Below are 13,323 nucleotides of genomic sequence, written 5' to 3'. Positions count from 1 at the left end.
GCGCGGAGAATCACTACAAAACAGTTTTGGTTTCCACTGTCTTAATCGGCGTATCCATCATGTTCCATGTGCAATCTTTGTGTAAGCGCGAAGACTTGCAACAAACAATTTTCGTCGCACACTTTTCATTAGCTGCCGTTGCAGAATACTGCACGCGGCTTTTTTAATGCAACAAAAAAGCAATTCTCCAAAAGGAGAATTGCTTCATGAAACCTCTCTCAATATTGCTTAATAAATAATCTTCAATTATTTATCGTCTGCTTTAGCAATCTCTGCACGCTTAGCTACCCAAGCTTTGTGAGCCTTGTTATATTGAGCAATTGTAACAGGTTTAGTTTGAACCTTAACACCCTTGAAGATCCAGCCGAGTGAAGAATACATACCAGATTGAGCATATGGTTGTGTATATGGAACTTTCTTCGTAACTGATGGTGTTCCGCCAAGTGAGTTAACAGGAATTTGAATACCACTGTTCAATAACCATGCTTCTGCTTTAGCAAATGCTGTGTAACGAGCATCGGTATCATCAGTAATTGCTTCAGCCTTAGCTAATAAGTCAGCATATTCGCTCATGTTAAGTTCTTTCTTAGCAGCTGTATCGCTGGCAGTACTCTTGCCTGCAGTTAAGCCAAGTGTTGTTAACATAGCACCAGAATCAGGATTGTAAATCTCAAGGTATGATGATGGATCATCATAATCAGGACTCCAACCAGAAGCATTACTAATATCATAGTCACTGGCTGCGGCAGTTGTTGCTTGGTAAGTAGCAGCTAAATATTTATCTTCTGGTAATAATTGAATGTCAATTACAACATTATCTTTACCTAAGTTCTTCTCAACAGTGCTCTTGAATGACTTTGCTTTATTCAAAGTTGTAACGGCTTTTTGATCAGCTGGTAAGTCCAAGTGAATTGGGAATGATACGCCTTCTGCTTGTAATGCTTTCTTAGCTTTAGCGATGTATTCCTTAGCTTTAGTTGCATCAAAAGTACCATCTTGGGCATCTGCTAGATTAACGTTGCCAAATGCTTTGCTGTCGAGCGCTTGTAAGTCTTTTTCAACAGTGTCCCCATAAGGTTGTCCCTTAACTTGAACAAAGTTTGGTGGTGTCATCATGTTACGAATTGACTTCATGGCACCGGCCTGACCAGTTGATTGGGCATTATAACTTGTCTTGTTAAAGCCGAATTGAATAGCTAAACGGAAGTCACGATTCATAATTGCCTTGTGCGTATCTTGTTTAGCTTTGTCGGTCTTCTTAGACGTGTTATTGTAACTTTGACGATTCAAGTTAAAGGTAAAGTTATAAACAGATGAATCTTGATCGGACCAAATGATGTTGTTCTTACTGTTCTTCACAACATTCTTATAATCTGCAGAGGTTGGATAGACCGTTGCACTCGTGTAATCACCGGTGACAAATGACTTGTACAACCCATCAGGATTACTACCATCATTATAAGTTAACTTAACATCTTTGATATGAACATCTTTCTTATCCCAATAATTATCATTCTTCTTATATTCAATGACTGATTTAGAAGTGAAGTTAGCAAGTAGATAAGGTCCATTGTACAGGATACCATTGGCAGCTGCTTTACCAAAGTCTTTACCTTGTGACTTCAAGAATTTCGCATTGACTGGGAACATTACCCCATAAGTCAACTTAGAATTCCAGAATGTTTCAGGTTTATTCAACTTATATTGTACGGTGGTATCGTTTAATGCCTTAACACCAACAGTTGAGAAGTCTTTCGTCTTACCATTAACATAGTCACTCAAGCCAACAATACTATCTTGAACGACATACAAGGTTTCTGACTTAGCAGCAACGGCATGTTTCAAACCAGTAACGAAATCTTGAGCCTTAACCTTGGCATAAACATTACCTTCACTGTCAACCCAATTAATCCCTTTACGTAAATGATAAGTATAAGTCTTACCATCCTTGCTGACCGTCCATGATTTTGCCAGGGCGCCAACTAAACGACCATACTTATCATTCTCTAATAAACCATTAACAAAGTTAATCAAATGACCACTATTTGTTTGTCGAGAAGTGACCGTATAGTCGAAGTTATCTGGATCTGTTGCATACACATAACTATACTTACTATCTGCTGAGCTTTGACTGCTCTTGCTGCTAGACTTGCTATTACCACACGCAGCGGTTAATAACGTAACTCCGACTAACATCGCCGTCAATAGGCTTTTAGTTTTCAATTTCATACTATTTCCCCCAAAAAATTAAAAGATATTCTAAAGTCAAATAACCTGTGTTCGATTTAGAAGTTGGGAAAATAATACAATTATTAGAGTTTAATGTCAACGTTAAAATCAAATTAATTTTCAACTTTTTTCAATTATTTTGTAGTTTTCATGACTTTTCATTGATATAACAGCGATTCGTGGCCAAAATATTTTTTAAATGTTTTTTTATTTCAACGTCCTCAATGACACTTTTTGATGATAATTAGGGTTTATTCTCATAATATTTCTCATAAACAAAAAAATTGGTGTATTGCGTTAACAATACACCAAATATAATGAGTCCCTAAAATGTTTTAAGAATTTTTAAAATTATCGCTTGAAACAGCAGACTGACCTGCCAAGAAAGTCAGATCACCGTGAATTAAGTTAAGCTTTAAAATTAGTGCAGCAACAATTATGATGGTCGTTGAACAAGTCTCATTGCTTGCGTGCTAATTTCTCACTCAACCGGCCCTCTGATTGCGTTGTTCTCTCACTGCCTGTAATAAGCATACGGCCGAACGCCGTCGCCACCTTGAATGCCGCGAATCAAACGGTCGCGCGTCCAGTCAGAATCATCAGTGTCATATAAACCGGGAGCCGCTGGTAACTTAACATTCTTGGGCACAATCTGCAACGGCTCAAATGAAGAACCAATAATGCTGGGATCAAACGTGCCGATGCTTCCTTGAATATAACCATCACGAATTGCATCACCGGCAATGACTTCGGGATAACCATGATTATCTGCACCGCTGACAATAACGCCCTCGTCAATATCCACGCGACTATTGGCAGGTTTATGCATAATTCTGTTGGTCACAACAATCGTCTTCCCATTCGTCGCATTACGCCAAATTCCGACCAAACTTGAAAAATTATTCGTTGCGATTTGATTCAAATTCAAACTCGCCGTACTAGCCGTCTTTGCTGATTGTGTGGCGGGCGATTCAGCAAAAACTTGGGTAAACGAATTATTACTCGTCCAAATTACAATCAGATTTTTGGTATTGCCGATCTTCACATGGTTATTAATTCTGTATTGCTCAGCCCAATCGAAGGTTGTGCCCTTAGGAATGAAAGTGACAATCCAATTAATGGCCTGCGATTCATCAATACCCATCCGTAAACACCCATCCTGCTGCGTAAAATTAATCGCATGTTGACCATTATCATCCTGTAAGATATTACTTTGCAGTGAAAGGCCTTCCTGACTAATCATGTCTTTCGTAACCGCTAGCGTCGTCTTACCGCCATAATTCCACAAGTAACCTTTTGAACCACGATAATTTGCTGCGGTAGCAATAATTTGCCAGTTACCCAGTAGGCTACTGTAATCACCCCTTTGAATCTGATTGAGATTCATCGTCGCAACGCTTGGCCGACTAACCGCTGGCTTTGTTGTCGTTTGTCTAACTTTTGACGTTGCTGACGCCTGACTAGTTTTTGATTTCGAAGTTGATTGATCAACTTTTACTGATCGACTAGTCTTGCGACTTGATTTCAGTGATCGCGTCGAAACCGTCGAAGATTTTGTTGGCGAACTGGCTTTCTTTTGACTCGTACAGCCAGCCAACATTAACACGGCCAGAACCGTCATTGCGCTTGTTACTATTTTTTGATAACCCATTTGCTAAAGATGCTCCCCGCTATTGTTGTGATCGATTATTGTGTTCAATTTTTGCATTCCAGTTAATGCAACCATCCTTGCCCGACAGTTCTTCCTCTGAAGCATTTGTGAATACATTACTTATTTTAAAATTCGTTTCTCGATAAGTCAATTATAATTCTAAAAGTCATCTTATCGGCATGTTTACAAGATTATCACGGCTAAATTTAAGTTTGAAAATGACACGCTCAATTGGTTTAGCTTGACGCTCGCTCATAAAATAACAGCAAAAACTATCTATACATCACCACAAAAAGGACCATGACGAAATAGTGTTCGTCATGGTCTCTTTTGTTATCTTACTGTCTTGGAAATGTGCTGCAAACAACTGACCGCGCATAATTTAAGCGTGAATCTCTCTGCGTTGGCACGCAGCGATCTTTCCGTTTAAATTAAGGCAGTCAATTCGTTGTCCTCCGCACTCTGATTTTGAAACGTGTTCAAGTCAACTGCTGGTACAGAATTTAAGTGAAAATCTTGCTGCGTTGGCACGCATCAATCTTTCCAGTTAAATTCAGACCAGCAACCCGTTGTCTTTCACACTTTGATTTGAAACGTGTTCAAAACAACTGCTGGTACGAAATTTAAGTGAAAATCTTGCTGCATTAGCATGCATCAATCTTTTCATTTAAATTTGGACCAGCAACCCGTTGTTTTTCGCACTCTGATCTGAAACGTGCTGCGAAGCGCAGTTAGTTCCGGTTAAGTTAAACCAGTTTAAATCTTAAAACCAAGATTTTAACTGGTTTGAACTTAATCCTCACTAACTCCCCGCGCTTCTCTGCGCTCTGATTTTGTTTAGAATCGCGCGGTTCTGATGGGCGACTGAATAATGATTTTCTGCGCGCGGTGCATAGTGCTTCAACTTAATAATCTGCGTGTCTACCTTAATCGCAAATTCTGGATAATATTGCTGCAACTTGGCAAAATCAGTCTGTGTATTGGTTCCAAATAATAAAATATATTTGGGCTGCAACGCCTGATATTCGGCCATAAAAAGTTGAATGCTGCGCTGAAAAATTTCTGCAAAATCCAGGCCGGCTACTTGGGTGAGCTCGTCGTCTCTCAATCGTAAACGCGAATGCGGTAACGTACTCCGAAACAGACGATGAACTAAACCAGAATCTGTCAGGCGCAAATCCTTAAACAAGTCACTCATATACGCACCCTCGGCAAAAGTACCGTTCAAGGTGGCCGGAATATATTTATCGTTTGATTTCTTAATGGTTTCATGATAATTCGACCAAGGAATCGTTGTATCATTTCCCCGCGTTGACATATTATAACCTAACATCATCACGTCGGTATTAACAAGCTGCGCCGCCTGATTGGGGTCGGCTAACGCTTGGGCAAACGGCGCAATACCCACTTCATGATAGTCGACTTGATCTTTGCTAATGTCTGCTGCACTAACTGCATATAATGCAAAACTTGCAAAATTTCGTGCATCCTTGGGCAACAAACTTAGCGCGGCTAAATTCCTATCAAAACTTGCCATTAACTTACTCCTACCAACATTATTATTCAGTAACTGATTGTGTTAATGCCTTTAAACCAGCGTTCAAGATATTATCATGTGCCTGCAAATAACTGGTAACTTCGGCGTACAAGGCAGTCCGCACTTGATCGTCAAAAATACCATCTTGCTGACTTAACTTCGCTTTTGCCTGTAACTGTTTAACGGCAGCAACTGTTTGGTCATCATAGATACTCGTCACTTTAACGGCATAACCTAAGTCTTTAAGATTAGTCTGCAATAATTTAACTTGCCGACCAACATTACCAGCCTGCAAAGTATTACCACTTGAGAGTAAGCTTAATTTGGCTAGTGCTGGATAATCAGCCTTGACATCTGGCGTGATCCCCTTCTTATTAATCCAAGTGTCATTAGGGGTTAGCCATTTAGCCGTGGTAAATTTCATTTCACTGCTATTATTTAAAGGCACCACAGTTTGAACGGTACCCTTACCATAAGTTTTCGTTCCAACCAGTTTCACACCGGCGGATTGTTGCAAGGCGGCACTGAAGATTTCTGATGCACTGGCACTGCCACTATCAGCTAAAACAACAACTGGTTCCGTCACTTTGAAACCATCATCATAAGTTTTTCCGGCTTTGTAAACTTCTTCTTTACCAGTTCGTGCTTTAACTCGCATAATCACTTGACCATTCTTCAAGAACATACTTGAAGTTGCCAGCGCACTATTCATTAAGCCACCAGGATTACCACGCACATCAATAATAAAGCGAGTCGCGCCTTTTTGACGTAATTCCTTGATCATCTTCTTCATGCCACTGGCAGTGTTTTCGGCAAAGGTCGAAATTTGAATTTGACCGACTGTTTTGTCGCTCGGCAAAATACGACCGGTAACCGTCGCTTGATCAACTTTCGCCCGCTTAACTTTAATCGTAAAGGTGGAAGTATCCCGTTTAATTTCTAAGGTAACCTGAGTCCCTTTAGCACCACGGATCTTGCTGACGGCTTGATCGACACTTAATTCAGCGGTTGACTTGCCATTAATCTTCATAATCAAGTCGTTGGCTTTCAGGCCAGCTTTAGCAGCAGGTGATCCTTTAATTGGCGAAATAATTTTGATGGCATGCTCGGCCTTTTGCACTTCCGCGCCGATACCTTCAAACGAACCGGACGTTGAATCATTTAAACTACTACTTTGATCAACATCTAAATACTGGGAAAAGGGATCACCTAAAGAATCTAACATGCCTTTGACAGCGCCGTTAACTAACTTTTTCTGACTCACTTTTTGATAATAGTTATTCTTAACTGTCTGATAAACGCCGATTACTTCGTTTAACTCGGAATTGATACGTAATGTTGGTTGCATTTGGTGCATGACAATGAGCACGCCGGCAATCATTCCGACGGCTAAAGCCACGACCACACTGAACCAATAAGTTAACCGCCTGAAACGTTTAACTGGTGGTTGCCGCCGCTTTTTCTTGTGCGTTGTCTTGTTACTTTCATTTTCAGTGTCATTAAGGATTGTTGCAGCAACATCTTCAGTTGGTGTCGTTGTTGCAGATGATACCGATGGTTCACTAGGTTGGACATTTTCGTCCTGATGAGATGTATTCTGTTTATCAGCCAATTTGATCCTCCATTATGCTTCACTATCAAGATACAATTGATACGCTTGATCAAAAATCGTCATGCTCGCCAAATAACCGCCATTTAATTCTAAATAACGAGAAAGCTGATCATAATTCTTATCTTGCTTAGGAAAACTATGGTCATAAAAGGCATTATTCGCAAATTCAGCAACTTCATCATGACTATTAGGATTCCTAAGCGTCATTAGAAATTGATAAAACGAACGACGTAATTCCATAATGTCACCTCTTAATTTGATATAAACGCACTAAAATCAATTTTATCATTATCAAGGTCAATATGGTCGGCCTTAAAACTCATCCCGTTATCCGTTCGATATTGGCTGAGATGAATGGTGACAGTTTCTTGCTTACTGCTCAGTGTCACCCACTTAGGTAAATTATAGTCATTGCCAACGAAACTTAACACCGTACTGACTGGCACAGGCAACGCACCAATAGCCAACTGTTTAGCCTTTAATTGAACATCGCCGTTTTCTAAAACATAAGGCTCAAAGTTTAGGGTAAAGGGAATCTTAGCACCTAAAAACTTAAATTGACCGGTTAAAACAGCTTGATCCGTCAATTTAAATTGGTACTTCTGATCATTGTCCTTAAGATAATTCTTTAAATAAAATGCCACAATTCGATTAACTTGACTTTTGGTCATTTCCACACTAAAAACCGGTTCATCACTACGAGAAACCGTCTTAGCCGTGGTTGTCGGCGTTGGCTCAACAAATAATTTCGTGCCTAAAAAAATGCCCGTTCCCAACATTAAACCCAATAAAATTAAAAACAACCATTTCCAAATATTAACGGTTGCAGATTTCTTGACCGGACGTTTCGGTGTGTCTGTCATAATTAACTTCCTATCTCACTTTAATGATGGTTACTTAGCCAAAACCGCTAAGAAACTCCTGATGTTCGTGGCGGTGTCCATTCAACTTAGGCAAAGTTCGCCTAGTTGAAACATGGCCCTATCTCACTTTAATGATGGTTACTTAGCAAGATTTGCTAAGTAACCTTTGATGTTCGTGACGGTGTCCATTCAACTTGGGCAAAATTCGCCTAGTTGAAACATGGCCCTATCTCACTTTTTATAATGATTTCTTATTTTTGGTAGAGCCACTGCGTTTTAATGGCTTGGATCTTGGTCACAAGTTGATTGGCGATTGCTTGATAGCCGCGATTATTCGGATGAAAATGGTCCTTCGTATACAAATAAGGATTCACCGTTGCTTGCTTTTGCTTATTGTTGGCCAAAATGGATCCTTTCGGCTTTGTCATCACCGAATCAATGTCGACATAATAAACATCAGTAAATTGCTTGATTGTATTTTGTGTGGTCGTATTCCACCATGCCATGCCCGTTTGCAAATCAGTTAATTGCGGGAAGTACACATAAAACGGATCATAAATACTGGCAATCACAATCGGTGCCTTAGCGTTGTGTTGACGAATCGTCTTGATTAATTTGGTAAGATTTTGCTGATAAGTTTTACTGGCAGTCTTAATTTTAGCGACACTAACATTATTGATATTATTGCGCAACTCATGCATCAAGTCATTTGCACCGACTGTCATCGTAATCAAATCAGCATTGGCCAAACCGTCTTGAACTTTTCTTTGTTTTAAAATACGCGTGCGAATTTGAGTTGAAGTATCACCACTGACCCCAAAATTATGAGTGGTTACTTGGTTACCATCTTGCAACTCTAATTCCTTTTTAATCAAGGGGACGTAACCGCCATTTTTGGTAGCATCGCCGACACCATAGGTCAGTGAATCGCCAATCGCCGTTAAGGTTACTTGTTTTTTGACTACTTTTTTGACAACACTAACCTTACTACCTGTACTTCTTTGAAAGCGTGGCGTTTTGACGACAAGATTTAAAATCATAAAAATCGCCAACGCACTAACCGCGACGATTAAAAATGTTTGGATAAATTTCAATAATTTTTTCAACGTTATTCCCAACTCTTATTAATTCTGATATAAATTTACGAAATGGTACAACTAAAACCGCACTGAATTCTAGGCCTAAAACTATTATGTTGAATTTCTTCGTGCCTACGGAAAATGCGCTGGTGGAACGCTGCGAGCTTGGTTTGAGCCGAATCAAAACCAATTCGTCTCAACCTCAAGCTTTGTTGTAAGTGGTAAACCACTAACAACAATTCCGCAGCTGACCGCGATTTTCCTCTGGCACTGACAAAAGAGATGATATGATGTGACATAACAGCAAATTTGTGCTTCTAAAAATTAGAAGTACTTCAATCACTCATCAATTCAGCGCTTGCACAACAGAATTATGACGACATTCGAATTCAGCTTTAGTTCCACGACAACCTAAATGAAAAGGAACTGGCATCTTTGTTCCAGTTCCCCAACCGACAATATTTACTAGTCTTAACTTATTCAGTGTAAAACATGACTGCTAATGCACCAGCACCAGAATGAGTTGCGACGACGGGACTAGTTGGTGCAACTAAAATAGAAATCTCTGGAAAAATCGCATTTAATTGTTCCTTGATCTTAGTCGCTAAACCTAAATCGTCTGCATGGGAAATACCAATGCCGACAATTGGCGCCGCCGTTTCTTTCATCTGTTCAATTAAGTCATGATAGAAGTTATTAATCGTTTTGACCCCACGTCCCTTATGAATGGGATCCAAAGAATTGTTTTCAAATTTCAAAACAACTTTGATATTCAACAAGTTAGACAGCAAACCAGAAACACGGCTTAAACGGCCACCCTTAACTAAGTTGTTCAAACTCGAAACCGACATGAACAACTTGGTGTGCGTCTTGATCTTTTCCATCGCAGCAATAATAGTAGCGCGATCCTTACCAGCCTGTGCCAATTTAGCCGCTTCAATAACTTGGAAAGCCATCGCGCGGTCAATATATTCACTGTCAACAACCGTCACCGCAGCCTTGGAAATTTGTGCTGCTTGACGCGCGGCATTAACGGTCCCACTCAAACTATGAGACATGTGCACTGAGATGATTTCACTGCCGTCTGCCGATAATTCATCATATAAATCTAGAAAAGTACCGATTGAAGGTTGACTTGTTTGCGGCAAATTCTTGGCAACAGCCATCTTGCTCATAAATTCTGGGCGCGTTAGATTAACGCCATCAGTATAGATCATCTTATCAATGACGATCGTCAATGGCACCACATGGATTTCATATTTTTTAATTTCTTCATCAGTTAATTGAATTGATGAATCGGTTACAATCTTAATTGTGTTGGTCACGGATAGTTCCTCCAAAATTCGATCAAAATATCATTCAAAATGATGAACCTAATTGCAAATAATGGTAATACAGTGCGACTAAAATGTCTATTGACAAAGGCTACCGCAACAATTTAACCACTAACAGCTTGAATCTTAATGAGCCAAAACGGTTCATTAACATTATAACATGGTATTGGATAAACCTACTAATAATTAATTATCATTTCAACTAGTTTCAAAAACTAGTTGAACATTATTCCTTGCTTAATCGGCATTTGAACGGCGTCGATACTCATTGAAACTAAATTTTGGTGTTTCAGCAGTCGCCGGATGAATTTGTAGGTGTACTAACTCAAAAGCCGACCACGCTAACTCAGGAAAATAAACATCGCCTTGATACGTGGCTTTGATGGCCGTTTGGTATAACACGTCAACTTCTGCAGCAAATGCTTCAAATAAGGAACCCCCACCAATAATGAAATAATTCTGCTCCGGCGCAGTGGCAATCGCCGCCCTAATCTGCTGTACGTCATTAAAGATACGTACCTCCATAGGAAAGTTAGCGGCTGATTGCGTCGTTAACACCCAATTCTGACGCCGTGGCAGCGGACCATTCGGAAAGGAGTCATAAGTTTTACGCCCCATAATAATCGTTTGACCAACTGTGAGCTGTTGGAAATGCCGTAAATCAGCTGGTAAATGCCAGGGCAATTGACCTTGATTACCAATCAAGTGTTGTTGATCTTCGGCCCAAATAAATGCTAACACTGTATCACTCCTAAACGGCCACAGGTGCAGAAATTGCCGCGGCCGGATTGTAATCTAACAATTTCATGTCTTTCATGGTGTAATCAGCTAAGTCTGGTTTAATTTCATCGGTTAACCACAAAGTTGGTGCTGCCGTGGGTGTCCGTTGCAATTGCGTTTCAATTTGCTGGACATGATTTTGGTAAATATGGGCATCGCCAAAAGTATGCACGAACTCGCCGACTTCTAAACCAGTTTGATGCGCGACTAAATGCGTTAGTAACGCGTAGCTGGCGATGTTAAAAGGAACACCCAAAAAGATATCGGCGCTGCGTTGATACAGCTGCAAGGATAATTTACCATCATTAACATAGAATTGAAACAACGTGTGGCATGGTGGTAAAGCCATACTCGGCACATCTTCAGGATTCCAAGCACTGACAATCAGCCGCCGTGAATCGGGATTGGTTTTAATTTGTTGCACGACAGCCGCTAACTGATCAATTGTATCGCCGCGACTAGTTTGCCAAGCCCGCCATTGCCGACCATAAATCGGCCCCAGTTCGCCATATTGAGCAGCAAAATCCGCATCAGTTAAAATCTGCTGACAGAATAATTGATGTTGTTCTTGATAAGCCTTAGCAAATTCAGCATCTTTTAAAGCGCGATGTGCAAAATCAGTCATGTCAGGACCATGGTAGGCCGAACTTTTAACATAATGCTCAAAAGCCCATTCATCCCAAATATGGTTTTTATGTTGTAACAAATAACGAATATTGGTGTCTCCTTTCAAGAACCACAATAATTCGCTTTTAATCAACCCAAAGGGCACTTTTTTAGTGGTCAAAATAGGAAATCCGGCCTGTAAATCGAAATGAATTTGGTAACCAAAAATACTGTAAGTGCCGGTATTCGTCCGATCGCCTTTATAATGCCCTTCTGTTAGAACCGTTCGAGCAAATTGTAAATATTTCTCTTCATTAGGATTCACGATTGCGCCCACCTTCTATTGATTTTGTGCTTTAATCCAGTTTAACAATTGGCCAGTCTCATTGCCAACTTTACCCATGACAACCGCTTGCTCAACACGATCTAACCAGTAACCAATCGCAGGTCCGGGTTTGATTCCTAATTCTGCGATTAAGACTTGACCATTAAGCGCAAGTTCATGCCGATTTTTAATGGGTAAATTCTGATATTGAATTGCTAAGCCGGTGAAATCAGCCTGTAACTTTAATATCGGCCAAATGGTTGCTAAGCGTTCGATGATTGTCGCGTCAACTTGATAAATTTCCCAAGCAGTTGGACTTGCATGTTTCTGTAGCAAACGACTGAAGGCTAAAGTGTGCTGACTATCTGCAATCACCTTATTGGCTGATTTCCAGCTGTGTAAGAGCTGCCGCTGCTCATTGAGGGTAAAGTTAAAGCCCTCACCTAGAAGTGTCCAGACGGCCGCCTCATCCATTAATGGCTGGGTGACCGCTGTGAAATTAGGATAATCGTCTTGTAGATGATCTTGGAAAAAAGGCGTGTTTTTAATGAGATTCGTTGCGACAAATAATTTCCAGCCAATCAGCCAGTTCGCACCCACCATCATCTTTTCAAACTCAGTGTGAATGCGTTCAACGGCAATCTTTTGCAAAAGCTCAGCATTATGTAGTAAGCTGACATAAGTGTCAGTCGTAATCTCAAATCCTAATTGACTTGCAAAACGGACAGCGCGCATCATCCGTAAAGCATCTTCATGGAAACGTTCGTCTGCATTGCCAACTGCACGAATTCTTTTCGCTGCTAAATCAGCGAGGCCTTGATATTCATCAATGATGAGACCATCAGCACGAACGGCCAAGGCATTGATGGTGAAATCCCGACGTTGTAAATCTTGGCGCAGTGAACGGACAAACGTAACATGGTCCGGGCGGCGAAAATCTTGATAACCTGATTCGGTTCGAAAAGTTGTCACTTCATACCCAATTCCCTGAACCATCACAGTGACGGTGCCATGTTTGATGCCGGTATCAATCGTCTTGGGAAAGATTTCTTTAATTTCAGCAGGAAAGGCGCTGGTGGCAATGTCAACATCTGCAATACTTTTTCCCAACAAGGTATCACGAACAGAACCACCAACGAAATAAGCCTCATATCCGTGAGCCTCAATTTGTTGTAAAATAGGAAGTGCCCGTTGAAATTCATTAGGAAAATTCGTTAAATACATGTTGACACCTGTCCTCAGTTAATTCTGTTAATCTTTTGATGCAATCATTTCTTTAATTGTAAAACGGTAATTAATCTGATGCA

General features: G+C 40.4%; 11 protein-coding genes. All 11 read right to left on the bottom strand.

All coding sequences use genetic code 11. The features are described 5' to 3' along the window. Positions 1-246: 246 nt before the first annotated feature. Positions 247-2,229: a peptide ABC transporter substrate-binding protein gene (locus EKM65_RS04335; protein WP_125605866.1), complete on the bottom strand. Its 1,983-nt coding sequence runs from the start codon at positions 2,227-2,229 to the stop codon at positions 247-249. A 514-nt stretch (positions 2,230-2,743) separates the two neighbouring features. Then, a complete protein-coding gene (locus EKM65_RS04330; RefSeq protein ID WP_125605863.1) occupies positions 2,744-3,880 on the bottom strand; it encodes a DUF6287 domain-containing protein in 1,137 nt (378 codons plus the stop codon). A gap of 802 nt (positions 3,881-4,682) precedes the next feature. Next, positions 4,683-5,417 (bottom strand): hypothetical protein, encoded by a 735-nt coding sequence (locus EKM65_RS04325; protein ID WP_125605860.1) that lies wholly within the window; start codon positions 5,415-5,417, stop codon positions 4,683-4,685. Positions 5,418-5,439: 22 nt separating this feature from the next. Continuing rightward, entirely contained in the window at positions 5,440-7,029 is a 1,590-nt protein-coding gene (locus tag EKM65_RS04320) for a S41 family peptidase (protein WP_125605857.1), read from the bottom strand. Between the two features lie 12 nt (positions 7,030-7,041). Continuing rightward, a complete protein-coding gene (locus EKM65_RS04315) occupies positions 7,042-7,269 on the bottom strand; it encodes a YozE family protein (RefSeq protein ID WP_125605854.1) in 228 nt (75 codons plus the stop codon). A gap of 11 nt (positions 7,270-7,280) precedes the next feature. After that, a complete protein-coding gene (locus EKM65_RS04310) occupies positions 7,281-7,892 on the bottom strand; it encodes a YpmS family protein (RefSeq protein WP_125605851.1) in 612 nt (203 codons plus the stop codon). 251 nt (positions 7,893-8,143) lie between these two features. Beyond that, positions 8,144-8,998 carry an SGNH/GDSL hydrolase family protein gene (locus tag EKM65_RS04305; RefSeq protein ID WP_125605847.1) on the bottom strand — a complete coding sequence of 285 codons (855 nt, stop codon included), beginning with the start codon at positions 8,996-8,998 and terminating at the stop codon, positions 8,144-8,146. 449 nt (positions 8,999-9,447) lie between these two features. Further along, positions 9,448-10,296 carry a DegV family protein gene (locus EKM65_RS04300; protein ID WP_125605844.1) on the bottom strand — a complete coding sequence of 283 codons (849 nt, stop codon included), beginning with the start codon at positions 10,294-10,296 and terminating at the stop codon, positions 9,448-9,450. A 246-nt stretch (positions 10,297-10,542) separates the two neighbouring features. Next, a complete protein-coding gene (locus EKM65_RS04295; protein WP_164506810.1) occupies positions 10,543-11,046 on the bottom strand; it encodes a dihydrofolate reductase in 504 nt (167 codons plus the stop codon). 10 nt (positions 11,047-11,056) lie between these two features. Beyond that, positions 11,057-12,016, bottom strand: coding sequence for a thymidylate synthase (locus EKM65_RS04290; protein WP_125605838.1), 960 nt, complete (start codon positions 12,014-12,016; stop codon positions 11,057-11,059). Between the two features lie 15 nt (positions 12,017-12,031). Beyond that, positions 12,032-13,240: a CCA tRNA nucleotidyltransferase gene (locus EKM65_RS04285; protein ID WP_125605835.1), complete on the bottom strand. Its 1,209-nt coding sequence runs from the start codon at positions 13,238-13,240 to the stop codon at positions 12,032-12,034. Positions 13,241-13,323: the final 83 nt, after the last annotated feature.

Origin of the sequence: Lapidilactobacillus bayanensis (assembly GCF_003946695.1) — a bacterium.
Lineage (GTDB): Bacteria > Bacillota > Bacilli > Lactobacillales > Lactobacillaceae > Lapidilactobacillus > Lapidilactobacillus bayanensis.
This window is presented reverse-complemented; position numbering and strand designations above follow the sequence as displayed.